General features: G+C 65.8%; 23 protein-coding genes. 20 read left to right on the top strand and 3 right to left on the bottom strand.

The window, feature by feature from the left end:
- Positions 1 to 29: 29 nt before the first annotated feature.
- The 5 genes from ACSQ3O_RS15965 to ACSQ3O_RS15945 all read left to right on the top strand — a co-directional run bounded on the left by ACSQ3O_RS15965 (position 30) and on the right by ACSQ3O_RS15945 (position 6,241).
- Complete coding sequence (locus ACSQ3O_RS15965) at positions 30 to 398, top strand: hypothetical protein (protein ID WP_436139613.1); 369 nt, start codon at positions 30 to 32, stop codon at positions 396 to 398.
- Between the two features lie 58 nt (positions 399 to 456).
- Positions 457 to 906 carry a hypothetical protein gene (locus ACSQ3O_RS15960; protein ID WP_436139612.1) on the top strand — a complete coding sequence of 150 codons (450 nt, stop codon included), beginning with the start codon at positions 457 to 459 and terminating at the stop codon, positions 904 to 906.
- Between the two features lie 11 nt (positions 907 to 917).
- Complete coding sequence (locus tag ACSQ3O_RS15955) at positions 918 to 1,577, top strand: phage adaptor protein (RefSeq protein WP_436139611.1); 660 nt, start codon at positions 918 to 920, stop codon at positions 1,575 to 1,577.
- Positions 1,578 to 1,651: 74 nt separating this feature from the next.
- Positions 1,652 to 4,096 (top strand): hypothetical protein, encoded by a 2,445-nt coding sequence (locus ACSQ3O_RS15950; protein WP_436139610.1) that lies wholly within the window; start codon positions 1,652 to 1,654, stop codon positions 4,094 to 4,096.
- 3 nt (positions 4,097 to 4,099) lie between these two features.
- Positions 4,100 to 6,241: a hypothetical protein gene (locus tag ACSQ3O_RS15945; RefSeq protein WP_436139609.1), complete on the top strand. Its 2,142-nt coding sequence runs from the start codon at positions 4,100 to 4,102 to the stop codon at positions 6,239 to 6,241.
- 3 nt (positions 6,242 to 6,244) lie between these two features.
- On the opposite strand, the gene ACSQ3O_RS15940 is transcribed toward ACSQ3O_RS15945, so the two are convergent.
- The 3 genes from ACSQ3O_RS15940 to istA all read right to left on the bottom strand — a co-directional run bounded on the left by ACSQ3O_RS15940 (position 6,245) and on the right by istA (position 9,001).
- The gene (locus ACSQ3O_RS15940) at positions 6,245 to 6,484 is read right to left on the bottom strand and encodes a hypothetical protein (protein WP_436139608.1); all 240 of its coding nucleotides are present in this window, start codon (positions 6,482 to 6,484) and stop codon (positions 6,245 to 6,247) included.
- Between the two features lie 197 nt (positions 6,485 to 6,681).
- Positions 6,682 to 7,485, bottom strand: coding sequence for an IS21-like element ISThsp10 family helper ATPase IstB (istB, locus tag ACSQ3O_RS15935; protein WP_436138810.1), 804 nt, complete (start codon positions 7,483 to 7,485; stop codon positions 6,682 to 6,684).
- Complete coding sequence (gene istA / locus ACSQ3O_RS15930; protein ID WP_436138811.1) at positions 7,475 to 9,001, bottom strand: IS21 family transposase; 1,527 nt, start codon at positions 8,999 to 9,001, stop codon at positions 7,475 to 7,477. The genes istB and istA overlap by 11 nt, the downstream gene beginning before the upstream one ends.
- 117 nt (positions 9,002 to 9,118) lie before the next feature.
- On the opposite strand from istA, the gene ACSQ3O_RS15925 reads away from it, so the two are divergent.
- From ACSQ3O_RS15925 to ACSQ3O_RS15855, 15 genes are all read left to right on the top strand, one after another.
- A complete protein-coding gene (locus ACSQ3O_RS15925; RefSeq protein WP_436139607.1) occupies positions 9,119 to 9,688 on the top strand; it encodes a DUF4124 domain-containing protein in 570 nt (189 codons plus the stop codon).
- A 74-nt stretch (positions 9,689 to 9,762) separates the two neighbouring features.
- A complete protein-coding gene (locus tag ACSQ3O_RS15920) occupies positions 9,763 to 10,707 on the top strand; it encodes a hypothetical protein (protein ID WP_436139606.1) in 945 nt (314 codons plus the stop codon).
- A gap of 222 nt (positions 10,708 to 10,929) precedes the next feature.
- Positions 10,930 to 11,910: a hypothetical protein gene (locus ACSQ3O_RS15915; RefSeq protein WP_436139605.1), complete on the top strand. Its 981-nt coding sequence runs from the start codon at positions 10,930 to 10,932 to the stop codon at positions 11,908 to 11,910.
- Positions 11,907 to 12,407 (top strand): hypothetical protein, encoded by a 501-nt coding sequence (locus ACSQ3O_RS15910; RefSeq protein ID WP_436139604.1) that lies wholly within the window; start codon positions 11,907 to 11,909, stop codon positions 12,405 to 12,407. Before ACSQ3O_RS15915 ends, ACSQ3O_RS15910 begins: the two co-directional genes overlap by 4 nt.
- A 9-nt stretch (positions 12,408 to 12,416) precedes the next feature.
- Positions 12,417 to 12,860, top strand: coding sequence for a hypothetical protein (locus ACSQ3O_RS15905; RefSeq protein ID WP_436139603.1), 444 nt, complete (start codon positions 12,417 to 12,419; stop codon positions 12,858 to 12,860).
- A gap of 10 nt (positions 12,861 to 12,870) precedes the next feature.
- Positions 12,871 to 13,623, top strand: a complete 753-nt coding sequence (locus ACSQ3O_RS15900; protein WP_436139602.1) for a hypothetical protein — start codon at positions 12,871 to 12,873, stop codon at positions 13,621 to 13,623.
- Entirely contained in the window at positions 13,620 to 15,776 is a 2,157-nt protein-coding gene (locus ACSQ3O_RS15895; RefSeq protein ID WP_436139601.1) for a hypothetical protein, read from the top strand. The genes ACSQ3O_RS15900 and ACSQ3O_RS15895 overlap by 4 nt, the downstream gene beginning before the upstream one ends.
- Positions 15,773 to 15,985: a hypothetical protein gene (locus ACSQ3O_RS15890; protein ID WP_436139600.1), complete on the top strand. Its 213-nt coding sequence runs from the start codon at positions 15,773 to 15,775 to the stop codon at positions 15,983 to 15,985. The genes ACSQ3O_RS15895 and ACSQ3O_RS15890 overlap by 4 nt, the downstream gene beginning before the upstream one ends.
- Positions 15,986 to 15,993: 8 nt before the next feature.
- The gene (locus ACSQ3O_RS15885; protein WP_436139599.1) at positions 15,994 to 17,616 is read left to right on the top strand and encodes a hypothetical protein; all 1,623 of its coding nucleotides are present in this window, start codon (positions 15,994 to 15,996) and stop codon (positions 17,614 to 17,616) included.
- Positions 17,616 to 18,608, top strand: coding sequence for a hypothetical protein (locus ACSQ3O_RS15880; protein ID WP_436139598.1), 993 nt, complete (start codon positions 17,616 to 17,618; stop codon positions 18,606 to 18,608). Before ACSQ3O_RS15885 ends, ACSQ3O_RS15880 begins: the two co-directional genes overlap by 1 nt.
- A gap of 1 nt (position 18,609) precedes the next feature.
- Positions 18,610 to 19,686, top strand: a complete 1,077-nt coding sequence (locus tag ACSQ3O_RS15875) for a hypothetical protein (RefSeq protein ID WP_436139597.1) — start codon at positions 18,610 to 18,612, stop codon at positions 19,684 to 19,686.
- Positions 19,687 to 19,735: 49 nt separating this feature from the next.
- The gene (locus ACSQ3O_RS15870; RefSeq protein WP_436139596.1) at positions 19,736 to 20,347 is read left to right on the top strand and encodes a hypothetical protein; all 612 of its coding nucleotides are present in this window, start codon (positions 19,736 to 19,738) and stop codon (positions 20,345 to 20,347) included.
- 10 nt (positions 20,348 to 20,357) lie between these two features.
- Positions 20,358 to 20,762, top strand: a complete 405-nt coding sequence (locus ACSQ3O_RS15865) for a hypothetical protein (protein WP_436139595.1) — start codon at positions 20,358 to 20,360, stop codon at positions 20,760 to 20,762.
- Positions 20,762 to 21,562, top strand: a complete 801-nt coding sequence (locus ACSQ3O_RS15860) for an SPRY domain-containing protein (RefSeq protein WP_436139594.1) — start codon at positions 20,762 to 20,764, stop codon at positions 21,560 to 21,562. The genes ACSQ3O_RS15865 and ACSQ3O_RS15860 overlap by 1 nt, the downstream gene beginning before the upstream one ends.
- Complete coding sequence (locus ACSQ3O_RS15855) at positions 21,559 to 22,365, top strand: hypothetical protein (RefSeq protein WP_436139593.1); 807 nt, start codon at positions 21,559 to 21,561, stop codon at positions 22,363 to 22,365. Before ACSQ3O_RS15860 ends, ACSQ3O_RS15855 begins: the two co-directional genes overlap by 4 nt.
- The last annotated feature ends 3 nt before the right edge of the window (positions 22,366 to 22,368 follow it).

Genomic DNA, 22,368 nt, shown 5'->3' with positions numbered 1-22,368 from the left:
CCAAAAACCAACACAACCGAGGAATCACCATGGCCGACAACACAGCGGGCCAGACCCGCACCAACTCCGACAAGCAGGACTCGCCCAGCTCCGCGCAGGGCAAAGTGGTCTACGACGCCACGGCGATCACTACCACCGACTCTACCCGCGTTGAAATCGGCTTCAAGCCGCGATATGTGCGCTGGGTCAATCTGACGGATCGTGTGGAAGTCGAGTGGTTCGATGGAATGGACGCAAACAGCTGTCTGAAGACCATCGCAGCTGGCACCCGCACGCTGGAAACGGGGGCTGGCAATGGCGGCATCACCGTAGATGATCGCGGCTTCCGTGTGCTGCAGAACGCCACGCTGGCCGCCATTCTGGCTTCCAAGACCTGCGTCTACGAAGCTCGCGGCTGATGCCGACAAGCGCCCCGGCATGCGCTGGGGCGCCCATCCCTTTCTGGAGAATCTGAACATGAGCCGCAGCAAGACCGAGGTGGATTCCACCAATGAATACCTGGGCGCCGAGAACAAAATGGAGTTCGGTGTGGTGCAGGAGTTCTCGCCGGAGATCATCCTCAATCCGGTGACTATGAAGGATGCCGACTTAGAGGCCTTCATGAACGAGCCCGTGATGGTGACGGTGATGTCTTCCGGCAAGGACAACGAAGCTCCCTTCGTGCAGGTGGCAGTCAACGGCGTTACGCAGATGTTCCGCCGCGATGTGCCCATCGTGGTCAAGCGCAAGTACGTCGAGCGGCTTGCGCGCGCCAAGGAAACCGGGTACGACCAGGATCTGGATGAGCGTCTTGGCGAGGCCATGAATGTGCTGAAGCAGATCAAGAGCTTGCGATACCCGTTCACAGTGAATCGCGACGACAACCCGCGCGGCGGGGCCTGGCTGCGCGCTGTACTCGCATCCTGAGCTGAAACGCCATGACCCTCGCGGAGATGATCGCCCTTTACCGGGCACAGTCCATGGACATCGCGGAACCGCCGTTTTGCGAGGATGAGCTGTTGATCATCTATGCCAACGAGGGACAGGACGAGGCCTGCCGCCGTGGGCAGTTGCTTCGTGATGCGGCCTCTGCTTTGTGCTTGGTGGGCTATTCCGCTGGTGACGAGTCCGTGGCCATCGACCCCCGCATCGTTCAAGTGGCGCGGGCTCAAGCTGACGGGCACCCGGTTGGCGTGGTAGGTGCAGACGAGATGGACGCCTCAGTGCCAGGCTGGGACGCAGGATCATCGGCCGCGAATCGACCCTCCACATTGGTGGCCGGCCTGTCCTCTGGCCGCCTGCACCTGTGGCCTGTGCCTACTCAGGCTGGTCGGATCAAACTGCAGGTGTTCAGGCTTCCCCTCAAGAAGCTGGCTGATAACACCGACAAGCCGGAGATCCGCCCAGAGCTTCACCCCGCTCTTGTGGACTGGATGCTTTACCGGGCATACAGCCGTGAGGACTCGGATTTGCACAACGACTCCAAGGCAGCGATTGCGCTGGCACGGTTTGAAGCGGAGTTTGGCCGCAAGACCAGCGGGCGCAACGAAGTCTGGATGCGCAACGGACAAAGCCCGATGCCAGGCCCTATCGCCTGATTTCAGCCCCCTGTAGGGTTCGACCAAGAGACTGCTTGACGGGAGACTGCTTGCATTGATCCGAAAGGCTCCCCATGCAAGGCTCCCAGTCTTTGGTGCATCGCGTTCTTGCGCACCAGGCAAACACCTCCAAACACCTCGCCGACGGCGGCCCCGTTGGCTTCGGCGGCCGTGGCCTCAGTGGCCTGCGCGACCTGATTCCCAAGATGGCCGCCATGGGCTACCAGCAGACGGCCACTGCTCCGGCACCGCCCCCGGCAGCCGACCAGCGCAATGCACAGCTGCAGGCAATGATCCCGCGCGTTGAGGCCATGGGCTACAAGCAGCAGCCCCAGCATCTGGCCCGGGGCGGTGTCGTGCGCGGCCCTGGCACCGGCACCAGCGATTCCATCGAAACCGAGGCCGAGCCCGGCACATTCATCATGCCGGCCGACAGCACCAAGGCCATCGGCGCGGGCGCGCTGGAAAAGCTGGGCACCGTTCCGGTGAAGCTGAGCAACGGCGAGTTCGAATTTCCACCTGAGCAGGTCATGGCTCTGGGCGCCGCCATGCTCAAGCTGCTCAAGGACACGACCCACACGCCTGTGAACGGAGAGGATGGCGGGCAGACGGATGCTGAGGTGGGCGAGGGCGCTGGGCACGAGATGGCCGAGGCCATGCCCGCCGATCGCATGGCGCAGATGCCGCCCATGATGTTTGCCGACGGCGGCCTGGTGGACAACAACATCACTCGCGTGGGAAACAGCTACAGCGGCGGCAATGTCGGCGGCGGCGTGTCCATCAACGGCCAGGCCCCCGGTGGCACGGTCAGCACGTCTTCCTGGACATCGCCAGCACCGGCCCCGGCGCCTGCTCCAGCGCCAACCATCGTGGCTACAAATACAGTGGCACCTGCAGCGCCTGCAGCGTCTCCCGCACCAGCGCCTGCCGCCCCCATGGGTTGGGCGGAGCGCAATGCGCAGCGCAGCAATGAGGTGACGGCCAGTTCCATTTTGGATAGCCCCGAGCGCCGTGCAGCACAGGCCGCCCTTGCGCCGCCGCCAGCGCCTGCTCTCACCCCAGCGCCTGCCCCCCAGGCTCCAGGGTATCCACCTGCGGCGCAGCGACTGGGCACTCTGCCTGGTGCCGGGTATCAGCCCCGCCGCTACGCCGACGGCGGCATGGTGCAGGACGACCTGGCCAAGCGGCTGGCGCAGATCCCTTCTGGCGGCCCGGCTGGCTGGGCTGGCGGCGGTGCTTCTGCTCCCTTGGTGCCTGCTCCAGCACCCGTGCAAGTTGCCGCAGTCCCGGCGCCACTTCCCGCAGCCCCTGGCGCTCCCGCTGGCGCACTGTCGCGCGCTGCATCGATGGCCCCAGCACCGGCCCCCGTGGCCCCTGCTGTGGCCGCGATGAGCGCGCTGCCCGCCGCAGACCCGATCCCGCAAAGTGAAGCGGCTGCCCAAGGCCTGCAGCGCCGACAGTCTGCAGATGCCATGGCCTTGATGCCAAACGCTCCACCGCCAGTGCAGGCACCCACCATTCGCAACTCCACCAATGACTGGGCCGCCCGCAAGAACTTGGAAAACCTCGCCACCGCCGCATCCAGCATCACCAACGACCGGCGCTGGGGCGGTGATGGTGAGAAGTCGCAGGATCGCATGGCCCTGTCTCAGGCGCTGGCCACCGACGCAGCGCTCCAACAGGCCCAGCCAGGTGTGGATGTGGCCACGATGCGCGAGCGGGGAGACACTCAGCGTGCTGGCCTGCAGGTGGCAGCATCCAGCGCCAACGCCGCTGCTGACCGCATGGGCGCCATGGACCGCACTCTGGTGACGGAGCGGGGGAACAACACCCGGGCTGAGATCGCCGCTACCGGCGCCACGGAAGCCGCACGCCTGAAGGCCCAGCAGGACAACAAGCCTCCGGCGGGCTACCGCTGGGCGGCTGGCGGCAAGCTGGAACCGATCCCAGGCGGTCCCGCTGCCGACGGCAAGCCGCTGACCGAAGACCAGGCCAAGTCCGCAGGCTACGCCCTGCGCATGGACAACGCGCTCAAGCTGATCGATGAGATTGGCAAGAGCAATCCCGGTGCGATCCGCCCAGGCCTCCTGACCGCCGCGAACAACGCACTCCCCGAAGGCCTGGCCAATCAGCTCCGGCCCGAGGCGCGCCAGCGCGTGGAGTCCGCGCAGCTGGATGCCCTGGACGCTGCACTGACCCTGAACACGGGCGCCGCCTACACACGCGAGCAGTTGCAGGGTCTCAGTCGCTCCTACTTCGCCCAGCCTGGCGACGACGACAAGACTGTGGCCGACAAGGGAAACCGCCTGCAGAGCCTGATCGACACCGCGCGTCTGCGGGCGGGCGACAAGGGCGCGGCAATGACCGACGCGGCCCAGGCGAAGAATGCAGCGCGCACTGGCGCCGCACCATCCGCTGGAGCGCAAGCATTGCCCGGCGGCATGACGCGCCAAGTGGGCACTTCGGGTGGGCGGCCGGTCTACGAAGATGGCCAGGGCAACCGTTTCATCGGAGGTTGAGGCATGGAACTGAAGCCATTCACGGGCGAGCTGGATGCCCCGTCTCCCTCTCCAGCCGCTGCTCCGGCGCCGCCCGGCCTGACGCCATTCACGGGTCAGTTGGACCCAGCGCCCGCACCAGCACCTGCAGCCCCTCAGCGCACGGCAGCAGAGAGCGCGGCGCGGGGCTTCGGGATCGGCACGCGCGGCCTGGTGCAAGGTCTTGTGGACCTACCGGCGACCGTCACCGACAACCTCGTGGCCAAGCCCGTCAATGCGGTGCTTGACGCGGTGCGTGGCAAGGACAACGGCCCACGGATGCAGATGCTGGGTGAAGCGACTGGAAACCTGTTGACCAAGGCCGGGCTACCTGTTGCCGAGACGGCGAGCGAACGCGTGGTTCAGGACATCAACCGGGGTGGCGGCTCTGCCGTTTCAGGTATCGGTCTGGGAGGGGTGCTGGCGCGCGGCGCTGGCGCAGCAGCACAGTCAGCGCAGGCAGCTGGACGGGTTCTTCCGCCACCGCCAAGCACTGTGACAGAGGCCGTTGGTCGATCTCTTGCTGCTGCCCCGCTCACCCAGGTGGTCAGTGGCGCGGCCGGGCAGGGCGCTGCAGCTCTCACGCGCGAGGGCGGCGGAGGCGAGGGCGCCCAGCTCGCTGCCAACGTCGCAGGCTCTTTGGCTCCATCGGTGCTCCCGTTCGCTGCTCAGTCTGCAGTGCGCGGCGCTCTCCGAGGTGGCGAGGCTGGCCGCCAGCGTGTGGCCGAGAACATCAAAACCTTTGAGGCGGCCTCTGGCACGGTGCCCACCATGGGCCAGGCCACGCAGTCGCGCACGCTGCAGGCTGCAGAAACCGGCCTTTCCAACGTCATCGGTGGGTCTGGGATCATGGCGCGCCGGGGTGAGGCTCAGGCGAAGGCCCTGGAAGATTCCGTGCAGCGCTTGTCGCAGGAGCTTGCCCCCGACGCCACCGGCTGGGGCGCGGGCGAGGCAATCACGAAGGGCGTGAGCGCCTTCAAGGACAGCGTGAAGACGACGCAAAAGCAGCTCTACGGCAAGCTGGACGAGTTCATTCCGTCGAACACGCCCGTCAGCGTGAGCCGCACCCAGGAAGCCCTGAAGGCGCTGAACGAAGGCATCGATGGCGCGCCAAACCTGTCCCAGTTCTTCCGCAATGCCAAGATCGGCAGCATCGAGCGCGCCATGCTGAAAGACGTGGAGGGCGCCACGCTGGCGAACATTGCCCCAGGCATGTCGTCCACGGGTGTAGCGCCGACGGCGGGCCAGCTGCCCTACCAGGCAATCCAGAAGCTGCGCACGCTGGTGGGCCAGGAGATTTCCGAGAACTCGCTGACCTCCGACGTGCCCCGCAGCAAGTGGCGCGCGCTCTATGCGGCCCTGAGCGATGACCTGGGCACGGCAGCCGAGCAGGCGGGCCCGCAGGCGCAGCAGGCATGGAGCCGTGCCAACCAGTACACCAAGGCCAGCATGCAGCGCCTGGACCAGCTGGAGAGCATCGTGAATCGTGAGGCCCCGGAGCGGGTTTTCAAGGCCGCCACCAGCGGGCTGGCAGACGGCGGAACGCAGATCACCCGGTTGATGAAATCCATGCCGGATGAAAACCGCCGGGAGGTGGCCGCCGCCGTGCTGCAGCGCCTGGGCCGTGCCAAAAACTCGGTGCAGAACGAGATGGGCGACGCCTTCAGCAGCGAGACCTTCCTGACCAACCTGGCCGCCATGTCCCTACCAGCGCGGCGCGCGCTGTTCTCCAACTCTGGATTCCCGGGGCTGGAAGAGAAGGTGATGACCATGGGCCGCATGGCAGCAAACCGGCGCGAGGGGGCGCAGGTGTTCTCGAATCCGTCGGGGACGGCGCGGCAGACCAATTTGACTGCGTGGGGCAGTGGTTTGGCGGCTGCCCTGGCGACCGGAAGCCCGCACGGGATCACTCTGGCCCTTGGGATCCCTACTGCATCAGCAATCGGTGCGAAGATCCTCACCAGCCCGAGCACTGTTCGGTTCGCTGCAGGGAAAACGGCGCTGGACCAGTCTGCGGCGCCAGCGCCGCTCGCGGCGGCCGCACGGCAATCGTCGGAAGATGAAAAAGCGAGGAACCGGGAGCGGTTGCGCGAGGCGCGTTTGCGCAATGCGGCCAGGCCGCAGTAGCGCCTACTTTTTCTTGTTCAGGATGAACGGCAGGAACAACAGGAACAGCACCAGAACGACTGGGCCAACTGAACCGCCTCCGAACAGCCCCAGAAAGAGTGCCGCCACGACCACGCCGACCGCAACCAAGAGCAGCGCGATCCAGCCCATGGTCTTCCATGTGTCTTTCGCGCTGTCCTGATCAGCGGCGCCCTTCAGCAGCTCTTCCGACTCGGCAAGGGTGCGTGGTGGTTTGTAGGCCATGCCTCAGATATTACGCCAACCACCGGAATGGGCCAAAACAGAGGCTCAACGGTCGGGCGCATCCGCCTCCGCTGATACAGTGCACGGCGGAGGGAAATCTATGCGACTTGGAAAGATAGCCGCCTGTTGATTTCCACGCAAAGCTGACCCACCATTTCCATCGAATCTTGACCCACCCTGGTTCGTGAGCTTTGCGCTCACGTTGTGGATAAGTTCTTGGTCGCCTTCTCCTTCTTGGTGGTCTGTGGTGGTTGCTGTGCGGAGCTATTCTTGAACCGGTAGCTGTCATTGCCGGTCTCAAGAATATGGCAGTGATGCGTGAGCCGGTCCAGCAATGCCGTGGTCATCTTGGCATCCCCGAACACACTGGCCCATTCGCTGAAGCTCAGGTTGGTGGTGATCACGACGCTGGTGCGCTCGTAGAGTTTGGACAGCAGGTGGAACAGCAAGGCGCCTCCTGATGCACTGAACGGCAGGTAGCCCAACTCGTCCAGAATCACCAGATCCACATATGCAAGCCGGTGGGCCATCTGCCCTGTCTTGCCTTGGGCCTTCTCTTCTTCCAGCGCATTGACCAACTCTACCGTGGAGAAGAACCGCACCCTTCGGTGATGGTGTTCAATGGCTTGCACTCCGAGGGCTGTGGCAATGTGGGTCTTGCCTGTGCCCGGCCCGCCCACCAGCACCACGTTGTTGGCATCCTCCAGGAACTCACACCGGTGCAACTGGTGCACCAGTGCCTCGTTCACCTCACTGTGGCCGAAGTCGAAGCCTGCCAGGTCCCGGTACGCGGGGAACCTGGCCACCTTCAATTGGTAAGCAACCGAGCGCACCTCCCGCTCGGCGGTCTCAGCCTTGAGCAGTTGGGACAGGATGGGCTGTGCTGCCTCGAAGGCCGGCGCACCTTGCTCAGCCAGTTCCGCAACCGCCTGGGCCATGCCGTGCATCTTGAGCTCGCGCAGCATGATCACGATGGAAGCGATGGCAGGGTCATGACGCATAGCGCACCTCCCTCAATTGGTCATAGCGCAGCACGTTGGCCTGGGGTTCCACAGACAGCTTGAGGGCCTGGGGCGAGGTGACCGGTGCTGGGGCGGGCTTACCGTCCAGCAGGCGGTGGAGCACGTTCAGGATGTGGGTCTTGCTGGCAGCCCCTGACTCCAGTGCCAACTCCACTGCAGCGAGCACAGCTTGTTCATCGTGGTGCAGCACCAGAGCCAGAACCTCCACCATCTCCCGGTCGCCGCCGGGTTGCTTGAGCAAGGTGGCGTGCAGTCGCTTGAAGGCCGCTGGCAGTTCTAGGAACGGAGCGCCGTTGCGCAAAGCTCCTGGTTTGCGCTGCAGCACCGCCAAGTAGTGGCGCCAGTCGTACACGGTCTGTCCCGCACCATGGTGGTTACGCTCGATCAGACGCTGGTGCTCGCACACGATCTGGCCTTCGGCGGCGACCACCAGGCGATCCGCGTAGACCCGCAGGCTCACCGGCCGATTGGCATACGGTGCCGGCACGCTGTAGCGATTGCGCTCGAAGTGGACCAGGCAGGTGGGCGAGACGCGCTTGGTGTGCTCCACAAAGCCATCGAAGAGCCTTGGCACAGGCATCAAGGCTGCCCGCTCCTCGGCCCAGACATCCGCGACGGTGCCCGGCAGCTTGCCGTGCTCGATCTCGTGCCACAGCGCCACGCAGCGCTCCTCAAGCCAGGCATTGAGATCGGGCAGGCTCGGGAATGGCGGCACCACCTGCCACAGGCGATGGCGGGCGTCGCGCACGTTCTTCTCTACCTGGCCCTTCTCCCAGCCCGAAGCCGGGTTGCAGAACTCTGCCTCGAACAGGAAGTGACTGACCATGGCAGCAAAGCGTGCGTTGACATCTCTCTCCTTGCCCCGGCGCACGCGGTCTACGGCGGTGCGCATGTTGTCGTAGATGCCTCGGCGGGGCACACCGCCCAGCACGACGAACGCATGGTTGTGGGCATCGAACAGCATCTCGTGCGTCTGCAGAAGATAGGCACGCAGGTAGAACGCCCGGCTGTGACTGAGTTTGAAGTGAGCCACCTGCAGCTTGGTGCGCACGCCGGCGAGAACAGCCCAGTCCTCGCTCCAGTCGAACTGGAAAGCCTCACCCGGACCGAAGGCCAGGGGAACGAAGGTGCCGCGGCCGGTGGTCTGCTGGGCCACAAGGCGCTGCTCGTGCCAGAGGCGGGCAAAGGCCGCTACGCGGTTGTAGGAGCCGGTATAGCCCAGGCCCCGCAGATCGGCGTACATCTGCTTGACGGTGCGCCGCTGCTTGCGGGACCGGCCCGCTTCCGTCTTGAGCCAGCCGGCGAGCTTCAAGGCGAAGGGATCGAGCTTGGATGGACTGACCCGCTTGGCATAGTGCGGCTCGGCCTCGCCGGCGCGCAGGTACTTGCGGATGGTGTTGCGCGAGAGGCCCGTGCGGCGGGCGATCTCCCTGATGGACAGCTGCTCTCGCAGGGCCCAGCGCCTGATGACACTCAGTGTTGCCACGTCTATCACTCCTGGTCTCCTGCTGCTCAACAAAGCAGCAGGTTAGGGTTAGTACGTGGGTCAGGTTTGGATGGAAATCCCGGGGGTTAGTGGGTCACTTCTGCGTGGAAATCAACAGCCGCCATTTTGGTCATTGCGTTGGGTGCTGCCTCAGCGGGTGCCCAGGTCCATCGCTGCAAAGATGCATCCGGCAAACTCATGTTCTCGGACCGCCCTTGCGACGTGGGCCAATCTGGCGGGCAGATTCAACGCAAGCGCACGCAGGCCGAAATACTCCAGGAACGCGAGCAGGCTTTTGACGCGGAAAACCGAAAGCAGGCCCGCCGAATGGCCGAGCAGGAGCGTGAGTTTGCAGAGCGAGAACGCAGGAGCAGGCAGGTTCAGGCGATGCCACAAGTGCAACAGCCTGCTGAGGACTGGCAGTCTCGAAAGAATCGTGAGAACGCGGCCACCTCGGCTGGGAGCATTGCCAATAACGGCAGCCGCTGGGACGCCAAGGCCGAAGCAGAGCGGGCAGCGCAACGGCGCGAGGAATCGCTTAGGCGCCAGGCAGCACAGAAGGAATTCACGCTCACATGCTCGGGCGGCATTTGCTCTGATGAGTACGGGGCCTCCTACACCGGTTCTGGGGGAGTCTTCACGCGAAGCGATGGGCGCGGTTGTTCAGTGACCGGGAGCATGGCTTTCTGCCAGTGAGCATCTTGCCTTTGTAGCGTTTGCGAAGCCTACGGTGCACCGAGAGAATGGTCTGAACTCATCAGGCCAGTTCAATGCCCGCAGACGTTAGAAAGCAAGCCTCCTCCCGCCTGGCGCTCATCGACCAGATTCCGACCACCGGCTACCCGCGAGCACCCCAGGCAGAGCCTGCGCCGCTGTCAGCTATGGAGCGCCTGCAATCTATTGGCAATGCCGTAGCAAACCCAGAGGTCCGCGCCTCTGTCGCCCGTGGACTGTCCGATGTCGCTGGCCGAACTGCAGCCAACATCCTCGGCGGCCCTGTTGATCTGGCCGCCTTGGCGCTGCGCCCGCTGGGCTACCAGCACCCAGCGCCGGTAGGCGGCTCTGAATGGATCGGGCAGGGCATGCAGTCCGCTGGCGTCGTCACGCCAGAGCGGCTCCCAGCTGCTGAGGCCATGGCCACGCTGGCCGCGCCGGGTGCCATGGTCGGCGCTGCGCGCGGGCTCTCGCGCCTGGCAGAGCTGGGCCCTGCGGTTGCGCCTTCGGCGGGGCGGTTTGGCGCGGGCGTTTCGGCGGTGGATCAGCTTGGAGCGATCTCGCCGGAGGGGAAGGCCCGACTGCTGGCGGACCTGCAGGCCGGGAAGGGGAGTGGAACCTACCGGCTTGGGGATGTGACAGAGGGGCAAAGGAAGGCGTTGACCCGTCTTGGAATGCCACCGACAGCAAGCACAGACGTGATGATGACTGATCGCGCCTTCCAGCATGTGCACAACAATCGGGTGTTGGCCCAGGGCTTTTCGCCGGAGGATGTTACCCGCTTCGCGGAGCAGGCAATGGCGAAGCGTTCCCAGGTCGATCTGGATGTTGCCAAGAGCGGGCAGTCCCCGGCATTGATGGGACAAGGGCTGGTAGATCGGGCATCTGGCGCTCGATATGAAGCACGCATGCCGCTTCGCTCGGACGGCCAAGCCTATGAACCTCGGACGGTGTACCCGAGAGGAGTTGCGAACAGAAACAACAAAGCCCCCAAAGAGTGAACCAGGGGGGCTTTGTGGGCCAAATAGACCGGGGTGGGACCGAACTCCACCTCTCGTACTTTCACGGTCTTGCAACCGCCATTGACACAGCACAGTCTATCGAGCACTTTCAGCGTCCATTACGCCGACAGGGAAGATTGTAGCGCCGTGCCCTGAAATCCACAAAACGATACTCCCCCCAAAGGGTTCGCCCAAGTTGCCGCGCCTTGGAAAACTTGGGGCATGGCTTCGAAACCCCAAGAGATCGGCCCATTCCCAGGCGGGATGGACAACCGCCGCCCAGACTATGACCTGCGCGGCGGCCGTGACGTGGGCGACTTGCTGCGCAATGCGGTCAATGTGGACCTGACGAACCAGGGCCGCGCCCGGCGCCGTGCGGGCTACAAGCCCTCGCAGTCTGGGCTGGATTGCCATTCGCTCTGGGCCCCGCGCTCTGGCGCCTTCGGGCTGTATGCCGATGCGGGCGACGTGTTCTGCCTGCGGCCGGTGGCCGGGGCGTTGCAGCGTGTGCAGATCGCCCAGGGCTACGGCATGACCAGCGCCGTGAGCTTTTCCGAGGTGCACGAGGCCGTGTATTTCTCGGATGGACTGCGCGTGGGTTCGTACCACCCGATTGCCGGGCCCACGCCCGCCTGGGTGCCCCAATTCGGCGTGGAGATCCAGGGGCGGCGCCTTGATGCGCTGCCTGCTGGCCACATCGTGGCCTTCCACCGCAACCGCGCGCTGGTGGCTGTGCACAACACGCTGTTCTACAGCGAGCCCTTTGTTCCCCACCTGTACGACCCGGCGCAGAACTTCATGCAGTTCCCGGGCCGCATCACGGTTGTGGCCTGCGTGGAGGGCGGCATTGCCGTCTGCGCGGATCAAACCTACTTGCTGCCCGGCGGCGTGCCATCGGTCTCGATGGTGGCAGCCCTCAACTACGGCGCCGTGGAGGGCACGCTGACCTACCAGCCCGGCACAGGCGGCGGCGCGGCCTGGATGAGCCCTATGGGACTCATCACGCTGAGCCAGTCCGGCGAGATCGCCAATGTTCAAGAGAGCCGCGTGGTGGTGGGCACCGCCGACCGTGGCGCCTCTGTCTACCGCCGCAGCAATGGCCTGCGACAGCTGATTTCCACGCTCTCCGACCCCAGCGAGACGAAGGCGGGGATTGGCTCATTCATGGAAGCCGAGATCGTGAGAAAGGAAACCCTCCTATGAACCAAGTCAGCATGGGCGCGACCTACGTGGTCGAGCTTTTCGACAAGCGCACGGGTGAAGTGCTGCACCGCGAGGTGGCCCAGAACCTGGTGCCCACCGAGGGCCTGAACGCGATGGCGAACATCCTGTTCGCTGGCGCTGCGGCACCGGCGAATCTGTATATCGGGCTCTACGGCGCCGACTACACCCCGCTGCCCACGGTGACGGCGGCGACGCTGCCCGGGCTGGCAGGCGAGATCACCGACTACGAGCAGGCCTCGCGCGTGCTGTTCGTGCCCGATGCCGTGGTGGCCGGCGCCATCCTGAACACGGCCAACAAAGCCGAGTTCTCGTTTGCGGCCCCGGACCAGGTGTACGGCGCCTTCATGTCCACCAACTCCACCAAGGGCGGCACGACCGGAACGCTGTTCAGTGCCGTGAAGTTCCCCACCGTCAAGAACGTGGACGCCGACCTGGCGCTGCGCGTGCACGCCGGTTTCCAGTTTCTGTCCATCTAAGGAGCCACCATGCCCCTCAAGTCTTCCACCGGCCTGCGCAACTACATGCTCGACGCAGGCAGCCTCAAGGCCGCGCTCGCAGACGGCCTCATCAAGATCTACTCGGGAACCATCCCGGCCACGGCTGATGCCGCCCTGGGCGCCGCCACCCTGCTGTGCACGATCTCCGACAACGCCACGGGCGGCGGCATCGAGTTCGAGGTCAATGCTGTGGATGGTGCCATTGCCAAGAAGGCGTCGGAAACCTGGAAGGGCGTGAACGCCAACAGCGGCACGGCGACCTTCTTCCGGCATGTGGCCCCAGGCGACGACGGCACGGCCAGCACGACACAGCGGCGCCTGCAGGGCACCGTGGGCACGTCGGGCGCTGACCTGAACCTGTCCAGCATCATCCTGACCGCCGGGGCCGACCAGCTGATCAACTTCTACAACGCCAGCCTGCCCACGTTCTGAGGCCGAGCCCATGGCCGAGGTGCTGATCTATTCGGGCGGCGCGCTGGTGCCGGGCGGTTCGCCGCCGCGCGAAATGTCCACCAGCGGCATCTTGTGCACCAACAATGCCGTGGACGAACCCTGGGCGATTGGCATGCTGGGGGATGGCGCACGCCCCGACCCTGCGCCCACGGTGGCCGGTGCGCCTGGCTGGCGGCTGCAGTTCACGGCGGGCGCGCAGCACGCGATGGTGGCCATGTGCACGGGACCCAGCCCGTTCTCGCCATGCCTGATCGCCGCCTTCGGCTACTCGGAGCCATCCCTGTTGCCCGTCATCATGATCGGCGCCTTCGACCGGACCATCCAGCACTTCGATGGTTTCGTGAACCCAGCCGCTGGCGCTCTGGTGATGGGCACGCTGTCCGGCACGCTCTCGCTGAGCTTCGAGGCTGCGGGCCTGTTTCTCAAGGACGAGGGCGGGGCGAACCTGGCCACGGTTTCGGCCGCCACCATCGCCGCACTTTTCACCGGCCTGCTGTATGCGGACGGCGTGACCCCGGTGGACTACGACTGGAGCAAGCTCTACCCCTACGCTGTGACGGCGAAGACCGGCGCCCCCAGTGCGCAGCCCATCACCCATGACGCGCTGAGCCTGGCCGCGTTCCAGGAGGATGCCTACTCGGGCGATTCGGCCATGGTGTCCTTCACCTACGACTATGACGGCGGGGGCGTGGTGCCCACGGCGTTCTGGCAGAAGCTGGTGGGCTGCGAGGAGCGGCTGTGACCATCCGCCGCATCCACGACCAGGTGCCCGCCGATTCGGGCCTCGAGCGGCAGGCCATGTCCGCCATGGAGAACGTCGGTTCGGACTTCATGACCTACGACGACGGCACCAGCCGCGTGCAAATCTCGGGCGAGTTCCGCGAGCTGGAGCGCCGCAGCCCCCAGGGCCTGCAGCTGTTCGCGCTCTGGGAGCCGCAAGGCGACCGCAAGCGCGTGCTGGGCTCCGGTGGCGAGGATCTGTGGGAGGGCGTGGTGGGCGATGACCTTTCGCTTGGCAATGACCTGGCGGCCGTATCCGGCCCACTGCCGCGCACCCACGCCATGGCGTGCGATGGTCAGGTGTGGGACGTGTCGGCAGCCAAGAAGCTGCGCGCGCGGGCCCCGGTGTTCGACTTCAACGGCTGGCTGGGTCTGCTGCGCCCCAAGCGCGCGATGCTGCACAAGCTGCCCCGGGGGCGGCTGCAGCTGGTGGCAGAGGGCGAGTGGAGCGCTGGGCGCAAGCTGGTCGGCTACCGGCTGACCAGCTACACCATCGTGTTCCCCACCAACATGCGCCTGATGGAGCGCGTGTGGGCACCCGCGCTCAACACGGTGCGCGTGCTCAGCGTAGACCCGACGACGATGGCAAGCCGCGCGCTGCTGGAGTTCAGCCCGTTCTGCGGCCTGGGCCTGGCGCTCTCCAGCCTGACGGCCAAGGCGGACGACCTGCGCGAAGCCCAACCCGTGGAGCCCGCCATTGACCCCATCACGCACGAGTACATCATTCGGCCGCTGCTGTGGCACCGCGACGGCGACCCGGCGCAAATCTACTACCCCAACCTCATGCGGATTGGGCCCTGGTCTGGGGTGTCGTGGGTGGACCGCCAGCGGCCTGCGCATTACGACGTGTCGCCCCCCGCCATGGTGCAGGAGGGCGGCGCCGCGCTGCTGGCCATCGCAGCGGTGTACGCCACCCCATCGGACGCCCTCTACCCTGATGGCTCCGGCGTGGCCAGCCTGGTGTGCATGCGGACCACCAGCGGCGACCCCGCGCTGTCGGCCGTCACCTGGACCGACCCCGAGGGCTGGGGGCCTGAGTTCTATGCTGCCGCCGCCCAGATATACCTGCACCGCGCCGGGCCCACCCGCCTGTTTCTGCTGCTGCGCACCCTTCGCCAGCTGCGCCCCGGGCAGGCGTGGGAGCTGGTGGCTGTGGGTGGCACCCCTGTCGTCAAGATCCCGAGCGATCTGCAGTACCGCTCGCCCGCCAATGACCTGCGCCTGATCTGGTCGGTCACCAACGGCGCAGGCTGGGCGCAGACGCCCATGGCCGCAGTGCGCGCCGCCCTGGGGGATTTCACAGCCACGGACGTGGTGGCGCCGGACGGGGAGGGCGGTGTCTGGATGACGGCGGTGCTGCAGCGCACGGTGAGTTTCAGCCCCACCACGTCGCCCATCTATGGGCAGTGCAACACGCACCGGGTTCTGCGCGCAACCCCGGGGGCGCTGGAACAGGTGTTCGAGGTCACGGATGAAGACCTGTACCAGCACCTGTACCCGGGCGCCCTGCGTACCGCTTCGCCGCGCTCCAGCATGGTGGAGGTGGTGCCCTTCCGCCACTGGGCGGCCTTCCGGCTCACCATGGGCTGGTTCAGTTCCGGGTCGGCGGTCACGGTGAACGATCCGCGCACCGTGCTGGCCGTGGCCGAGTTCAACGGCGCATCCTGGTCCTGGTCGTTCCGGGCCCTGCCTGCGGTGGACGCCCGCGCGGTGGTGCGCCTGTTCGCCATGGACGAGAAGACCTTGGCAGCCGTGGTGGTGCTGGGCGCGCCGCGCTTCAACAGTTTCACCACTGCAGGTGGGGTGAACTACCCCGGGGCCCGCTCGAAGATGAAGGGTGTGCTCTGGATCAGCAAGGACCGGGGCCTGACCTGGAAGCGCCACCCCAGCGGGGAATTCGCGTTGCCACGGTATGCGCAGCTGGACGGGACTTTTCATGCGGCGCTGCGCCAGACGCTGAACGCGACCATCAGCGACCTGCGCGCGAACACCTCCATCAATGTCACGCACGAGCTGCACGGGCCCGTGGTGATGGAGGACGACAGCGGGCGAGAGGCCGCGATGTGCCCGGGGCTGCCCTGGGTGTACGACGAATCGAGGGAGATACCGACGTGAGCAACGACCTGATCAAGTTGCGCAAGACCGAGGGCCTGGGCATCGGCGGCGGCACGGGCAGTGGTGGCATCACCCTCCCCGCAGAGCCCTACGAGCCGGGCGGATGGGTGGCGCCCGGTGATGGCAGTGGGGGCGGGGGCTTCGTGGTGAACCCACCGGGCAAGCCGCCTGCTTTCAACTGGCCGGGCACGAGCTTGCACAGCGACTAGGACACACCATGAGCACAACTGACTGGGGCACGGTTTATATCCCGCCGTGGCCGGTATACGTCCCGCCGCGCCCGGGGCAGGGGGTGATTCCGCCCCTCAAGCGGCCCGAGGACTACACCGAGGCCGAATTTAACCTGGGCTGGAACTCCAGCGCATTCAGCGTGGCCAGCCTGACTGGCAACCTGGTGGCGCGGTTTAACGTGCGCGCGGGCTCCATCGGCGTGGTGGTCGGCCTGGCCGCCGTGCCCGAGGGCGATGGCTTCTCGAACATGAGCCATTCGCTGGCGTTCGACCGGGGCGCGATCAGCGTGCGGGAGCTGGGCGCCGTGGTGGCCACGGACCTGGGCACAAATGCTGTGGGCGACGTGTACGAGATCATCCGCATGGGCACTGACGTTGTGTACTACCGCAACGGCGCAGTGCTGTACCGCAGCCAGGTTCCCAGCGATGGGCAGGTGTGGATGGACGCCTCGCTGTTTGCTGCGGGCGACGGCGTGCTGTCTCCGGCGTTCGAGCCCTACACCGGGGCGTACATGAACACCATGATCCACCCCATTGGCGAGGTGCAAAGTTTTTCCGGGCTCGCGCAATTGGTGCTGCGACCGCTGGAGCTGGCCCAGCCGCAGGGGGCGACGCTCGCCCTGGCGCCGCTGTCGGTGTGGGGTACGAACCAGATCAGCGGGAGCATGGTCAGCAGCATGGCGGGCCTGGCGCTCCAGGCGCACAACGAGGCGTGGACGCCCGCCTATGCCATCTGCTCCAGCTACCTCTACCCCGTGATTGGCGTGGGCCGGGGCCTGACGGGCACCATTGGCGGCGGCGATGTCAGCCTGCAGGAATTGTCCCTGCTGGCAGCCGACCGGCCCTATGCCGAAGGCCGTGGGCGCATGCGCCCCATGGAAGCGTTCAGCTGGGCCGCGCCCGAGGCGGATCTGGTCTACATGATCGAGCGGCCGTTCGTTCTGGGCGACTACCTCACGGCGCGATCCGTGGTGCTCACCATGAACGAGACGCTGACGGCCGGGGCGCTCATCACCGTGGAGGGCCTGGCTGGCGTGTCCACCGTCGAAGACCTGAGCATCGAGACGATTGCCTCGCTGTCGGGCGAGTTCGCCGCAGCACTGATGGAGGCGGTGTGGGTCAGCGACCAGGCCCAGGCCACCAACGGCGTCGATGACTCGGAAACGTGGGCGGTGAACGCGGAAACCGGCGCATCGAGCCGCTATGCGAGCTATGGATTTAATAGCTATGCGGTGATTGGTGGCGTGGCCTACGGTGCAAAAGAATCGGGAATTTTCACGCTAGAAGGCGACGACGACGCGGGCGAGCCCATCCAGGCCCATCTGCACTTCGGGAGGCACGACTTCGGCACGCAGGAACTCAAGAGCGTGCCCTTTGTGTACGTGGGCGTGGGCGCCAGCGGGGCGGTGTACCTGCGGGTTGGTGATGGCAATGACGCCTACCTCTACCGCGTGCGGCACTCCGACCCCCGGCAGGCCACGCAGCGCTTCGACCTGGGCAAGGGCCTGCGCGCGTCCTACTTCTCCTTCGAGCTTTACAACGAAAACGGCGCCGACTTCGAGCTGGACACAGTTCGCTTTGAGGTGGTCCCGCTGAAACGGAGGATCTGATGCCAAACGGTCACGCAATGAACCCCACGCTCGTCTTCGATGGGCTGCTGGGGCTGGCCTGGGACAAGGCCAAGCTGAGCGCGAACGCGGCTGTGTCTCTGGCCGCGCCAGTGTTCGACAAGGCGCCGCAGCGCGCGGCAGGTGCGGACAGCCTGCCCGCGTTCGTGCCGGGCGACAGCGCCACCAATGCCGCGATCATCGAGGCGCTGGGTGACAACGACCAGGGCGCGGCGGCGGCGCTGCAGCGGCTGGCTGCAGATTGGGCGGGCGAGTTCGCCCGGATCATGGAGGCGGTGGCTCCGCTGTCGGGCTCGTTCCGGGCCGCGCTGGACTGGTACGCCCGGGTCATGGCCGGGGGCGATGGGCTGGGCGGGGTAGGGCAGCACCAGCGCCTGCAGCAGTCGCAGGTGGCCGCCGCGCAGGTGCCCGGCCTGCTCAATGCCTATGGACTGCCGTTGCCCGCCGGTGCTGGCGCTGCGCTGGCCGCTGAGGCCGCCCGGCGCATGGCGGTGAGTGGGGGGCGCTTGGCCGCCCAGATGCAGGCCGACGCCGACAACGCCAAGCAGCAGCTGCGGGTGGCGGCCATCGTTGACGTGCTGGCGCTGCGCGACCAGGCGCTGGACGCGGCCATGGACTATGCGTTTGGGCAGATCAACCTGATGTTCGACGTCTTCGGCCGCAACAACGACTACCTCACCCAGCTGCGGCGCACCAACGAGATCAAGCGCGCGCGCATGGAGCGCCTGGCCGAGGAACTGGCGCGCTGGCGCATCGGGGTCGATGGTGACCACGAGGCCGCGAGCGACGACGTGCGGATCACCGGCCAGGTGAACGAGCGCTATGCCGAGCATGTGGGGCTGCTCGTGGACAGCTACATCAAGCGCATCCGCCGCCACTCCAACCGCGCCGCCGCCGCGCTCAATGGCTTTGGCGTGAGCGTGACCTCTGCCGCCAGCGAGAGCAACACCGTGAGCCTGACGGAAAGCACCTGATATGAGCCTGCCACCCTTTAACGTCAATACCGACAAGACCCTCCCGGCCGTGTTTGTGCCGGGCCTGGCCGCCGCCGTGGTGATGCAGGCCATCGAGCTGATCACCAACCTGGCCACGGCGACCGACCAGTATGCGAACGGCATTGCTGCCCAGGCGGTGGACGCGCCCATCAACGCCCTGGGGGCGCCGGATGCGGCGGGCGTGCGCTGGAGTTCCAGCCTGACCAGCAGCCAGAATGCGCTGGACCGCGTACTGTCGCCTGGTGACACCGACGACATCGTGGTTCCCGGCCTGCCCGGGGATCTGATGGATGCCGCCGTGGCCTCGCTGACCTACAACATGCTGGACGCCTTCGACCGGCTGTTTCCTGGCCTGGGCGCGACCGGCGACGCGGCCGACGCTGCAGCACGGGCGGCACTGCAGGCGGGGGCACCTGGCGTGACCTACGTGGAGGCGTTCGACCGTGCTGGGGCAGACACCGCGCTGGCCTTCGGGCGCCTGGAGGCGGCCGACCAGCAGGCTGACCTGATGGCTGCAGCCGCCGCTGGCGGGCATCGGTTCTTGCCCGGCGCGGTCCACGGTGCCGTGGCCAAGCTGCACGCTGGCGTGGGCCGTGCCCACGATGCCGCCATTGCCGCCGCGTTCCAGGCCCGCCTGGATGCAGAGCGCGGGGCGAAGCTGGCACTGGCCAAGGCTGCGGCCGGCATCCGCGCGAACAAGATCCGCGACCTCACGGGCAAGGTGGCCGACCTGTTCAACAAGAAGCGCCAGGCGCGCGCGCTGCACATCGGCGACCAGGACGCCGTGATCGACCAGGTGAGCAGCATGGAAAAGCTCACGCTGGCCGAGCAGACGCGCATTCAGGCCCTGGTGCTGGAGACGGCCAAGCGCCGCCACGACATCCAGGTAAAGGCCGCGCTGGCGAGCGACTACGACCTGCAGAAGGCCAAACTCAACAGCGCATCGGGCCAGGAGCTGGTGGACATGCTGGGCAACATGGTCACCCAGCTGTGGAACCAGGTGCGTGGGTCGGGGCAGTTCAGCGGCACCGAGCGGGACACCACCGACTGGAGCTGACCCCGTATAGGGTTCGACCAAAACGCCATGGCCCGGAAGACTTCCGGCCATGGCAACCGAACGCGACATTTCTTTCCGCCGAGGCAGCTCGGTGCGCATCGTCGCGCGCTGGGAGACTGAGCCCTATCTGTTTGCGGCTATCAGCTCCATCACGCGCGGGGCGCCTGCCGTGGTGAACACCCAGCAGCCCCATGGACTGCCGGACGGCTGGAAAGTCGCCGTGGTCGATGCCTTGGGCATGACCCAGCTCAACGCCAAGAGCAACCCGCCCAAGCCAGCAGACTTCCGCCGCGCCCGGGTGCGTTCCACCACGCAGATCGAGTTCAACGACATCAGCTCTGCGCTGTTCGGCGCGCACCGGGCGAACACCGGTTTCCTGCAGTGGCTCACGCCTCACGACATGCTGGACTACAAGGCGCGCATGGACATCAAGGACCGCGTGGGCGGGACCATCTTGATGTCTCTCACCTCAGACAGCAGCAGCATTCTGATCAGCAACGCCGAGAAGACCATCACGCTGGTTTTTGAGCCAGCAGACACCAACACCGTCCCCTGGAGCACCGGCGTCTATGACTTGGAAATGGTCGCGCCCGGCGGCTTCGTCACGCCCATCTTGTTCGGCTCCTTCGAGCTGACCACCCAAGTAACCACCACCGAGTAGAGGCACCACCATGGCCCTTCAATTTTCTGTTGCCGTGCGCAACGCGCGCCTCGATGTTGTCGAAACGACCATTGGCGCATCTCCCAAATTGCGCATCCTGACCGGCGCTAAGCCTGCAGACTGCGCAGCCGCCCAGACTGGCACGCAGCTGGTTGAGGTGACCTGCCCAGCCGACTGGCTGAATGCTGCATCCGGCGGCCAGAAGACCCTGGCGGGCGCCTGGACTGCGACTGCTGGCGCATCGGGCACTGCGGGCTATTACCGCATCATGGACAGCTCTGGCACGGTTTGCCACGAGCAGGGAACCATCACCGCCACGGGCGGCGGCGGCGATATGACGGTGGACAACACCAGCATCGCCAGCGGTCAGACCGTGACTGTGACCACCAAGACCTTCACCGAAGGCAATGCCTGATGCCTCTGGTGCCGACCACTTGGAACCCGGCTGACAAAGGGGCGGGTGTCACTCTGTCTGGGGGCGACCTCACCGCTGCCTCGAACTTCTACACGTCTTCCGTCAGAAGTGTTGTTGGGGTGTCTTCAGGGAAATGGTATTGGGAGGTAACGGTCGATGGTGGCGCGGCCTATTTGATGGTGGGCATAGGCACATCAAGTGCTCCTGTTGAGCACGGCTCGCTGGGTGTGTACCCCGGGGTTGACTCCAATGGTTGGGGGTACTACGGCGCAAACGGGTCCAAGTTCCATGAGGATGTGGCCGCAGCGTATGGGCCCACGCTGGTGGATGGCGATGTGCTGGGCTTTGCGCTCGACATGACTGCCGGAACGTTGACCATCTATGTCAACGGCGTGAGCTATGGGGCCGCCTTCTCTGGGATCGCTGGAACCATCTTTGCGATGATGGGAAGCGGTGCAAGTGCATCCTGCAACGTCACTGCGAATTTCGGTGGATCAGCATTTGCCTACACGCCACCCGCAGGCCACAACCATGGGTTTGGTACGGGAAGCTCTGCCGTCTACCGCGTTCACATCAACGTGAAGGATGCGGCCAACAACAACGTCGCGCGAGAAGTGGCGATCTGCCGCCGGTCGCCTTTCACCCTGGTCGGGACGGTGACCACGGACGCGGTGACCGGCAATGCCGTGTTGGAGACGCCCACCGGCGATGAGCATCTGGCCATTGCCTTGCCCGCGAGCGGAGAAAACCTGAACGCGCTTGTCCATGACCGGATTCTTCCGGCGCTGGAGGACTCATGACTATCACTACAGAAAACCAGCTGCTGAGCGCACTGGGTAATTCATCTTCGCGCGTGGTCTGGGACAAGGCCAGTCTCTCCAACGCCGCAGCGGGCCAGGTGTTCAGCCTCTGGCGGGCCACCGGCGTGCCGGGGCAGGGGGCGATTCCCGCCGCTGCGGCGATCTGCACGTCGGCGCTCACCGGGGCCATCGGCTTCACCAACCAGACCGCCCCGGCCACCAGCTACTACGCCTGGCAGACCATCGCCACCGGAAATGCCGCCACCGGTGTGGAGATTCACGACCGCCTGGCGCACATGGGCGGGCTGTCGGGCACGGTGACGACTGCCCAAGGTGCGCTCACGCTGGCCGGCCTGTCGTCTGAACGCCTGGGCGCATCCAACTACTCCGACCTGCAATGGTGGCTGGAGTGGTACACCGACACGGGCGCCACGGGGGTGACGGCCACTGTGGCTGTCACCTATAACGATGACTCCACCGGCAACGTGGCGGTGTCGCTGGCCGCGACCACGCGCGCCGGGCGCATGATGCCGGTGGTGCCAGCGGTGGCGGGCAAGTTCATCAAGCAGGTGAACAGCGTCACCCTGTCGGCCACCACCGGGACGGCGGGCAACTTCGGCATCACGGCCACCCGCCCGCGCACTGCCGTGTCTTCGCTCATTGCCAACAAGATCGAGTCCTACGACTGGGCGCAGCTGGGGATGCCCGAGATCCCCAACGACTCCTGTTTGATGTTGCTCATGATCTGCAGCACCACCACCACGGGCACGGTGCGCGGCCAGGGCAAGATCGTCCACGGGTAACCC

It is taken from the genome of Acidovorax sp. LjRoot74, assembly GCF_964254355.1.
Classification (GTDB): Bacteria; Pseudomonadota; Gammaproteobacteria; order Burkholderiales; family Burkholderiaceae_C; genus Acidovorax.
The sequence above is the reverse complement of the archived record's forward strand: the minus strand, read 5'-3'. Positions and strand labels throughout refer to the sequence as shown.

What these genes read in the sequence shown, in the direction of transcription:
- ACSQ3O_RS15965 (WP_436139613.1), top strand. Translation starts at nt 30, where the DNA reads ATGGCCGACAACACAGCGGGCCAGACCCGCACCAACTCCGACAAGCAG.
- ACSQ3O_RS15960 (WP_436139612.1), top strand. Translation starts at nt 457, where the DNA reads ATGAGCCGCAGCAAGACCGAGGTGGATTCCACCAATGAATACCTGGGC.
- ACSQ3O_RS15955 (WP_436139611.1), top strand. Translation starts at nt 918, where the DNA reads ATGACCCTCGCGGAGATGATCGCCCTTTACCGGGCACAGTCCATGGAC.
- ACSQ3O_RS15950 (WP_436139610.1), top strand. Translation starts at nt 1,652, where the DNA reads ATGCAAGGCTCCCAGTCTTTGGTGCATCGCGTTCTTGCGCACCAGGCA.
- ACSQ3O_RS15945 (WP_436139609.1), top strand. Translation starts at nt 4,100, where the DNA reads ATGGAACTGAAGCCATTCACGGGCGAGCTGGATGCCCCGTCTCCCTCT.
- ACSQ3O_RS15940 (WP_436139608.1), bottom strand. Translation starts at nt 6,484, where the DNA reads ATGGCCTACAAACCACCACGCACCCTTGCCGAGTCGGAAGAGCTGCTG.
- istB (WP_436138810.1), bottom strand. Translation starts at nt 7,485, where the DNA reads ATGCGTCATGACCCTGCCATCGCTTCCATCGTGATCATGCTGCGCGAG.
- ACSQ3O_RS15920 (WP_436139606.1), top strand. Translation starts at nt 9,763, where the DNA reads ATGCCCGCAGACGTTAGAAAGCAAGCCTCCTCCCGCCTGGCGCTCATC.
- ACSQ3O_RS15915 (WP_436139605.1), top strand. Translation starts at nt 10,930, where the DNA reads ATGGCTTCGAAACCCCAAGAGATCGGCCCATTCCCAGGCGGGATGGAC.
- ACSQ3O_RS15910 (WP_436139604.1), top strand. Translation starts at nt 11,907, where the DNA reads ATGAACCAAGTCAGCATGGGCGCGACCTACGTGGTCGAGCTTTTCGAC.
- ACSQ3O_RS15905 (WP_436139603.1), top strand. Translation starts at nt 12,417, where the DNA reads ATGCCCCTCAAGTCTTCCACCGGCCTGCGCAACTACATGCTCGACGCA.
- ACSQ3O_RS15900 (WP_436139602.1), top strand. Translation starts at nt 12,871, where the DNA reads ATGGCCGAGGTGCTGATCTATTCGGGCGGCGCGCTGGTGCCGGGCGGT.
- ACSQ3O_RS15885 (WP_436139599.1), top strand. Translation starts at nt 15,994, where the DNA reads ATGAGCACAACTGACTGGGGCACGGTTTATATCCCGCCGTGGCCGGTA.
- ACSQ3O_RS15880 (WP_436139598.1), top strand. Translation starts at nt 17,616, where the DNA reads ATGCCAAACGGTCACGCAATGAACCCCACGCTCGTCTTCGATGGGCTG.
- ACSQ3O_RS15875 (WP_436139597.1), top strand. Translation starts at nt 18,610, where the DNA reads ATGAGCCTGCCACCCTTTAACGTCAATACCGACAAGACCCTCCCGGCC.
- ACSQ3O_RS15870 (WP_436139596.1), top strand. Translation starts at nt 19,736, where the DNA reads ATGGCAACCGAACGCGACATTTCTTTCCGCCGAGGCAGCTCGGTGCGC.
- ACSQ3O_RS15865 (WP_436139595.1), top strand. Translation starts at nt 20,358, where the DNA reads ATGGCCCTTCAATTTTCTGTTGCCGTGCGCAACGCGCGCCTCGATGTT.
- ACSQ3O_RS15860 (WP_436139594.1), top strand. Translation starts at nt 20,762, where the DNA reads ATGCCTCTGGTGCCGACCACTTGGAACCCGGCTGACAAAGGGGCGGGT.
- ACSQ3O_RS15855 (WP_436139593.1), top strand. Translation starts at nt 21,559, where the DNA reads ATGACTATCACTACAGAAAACCAGCTGCTGAGCGCACTGGGTAATTCA.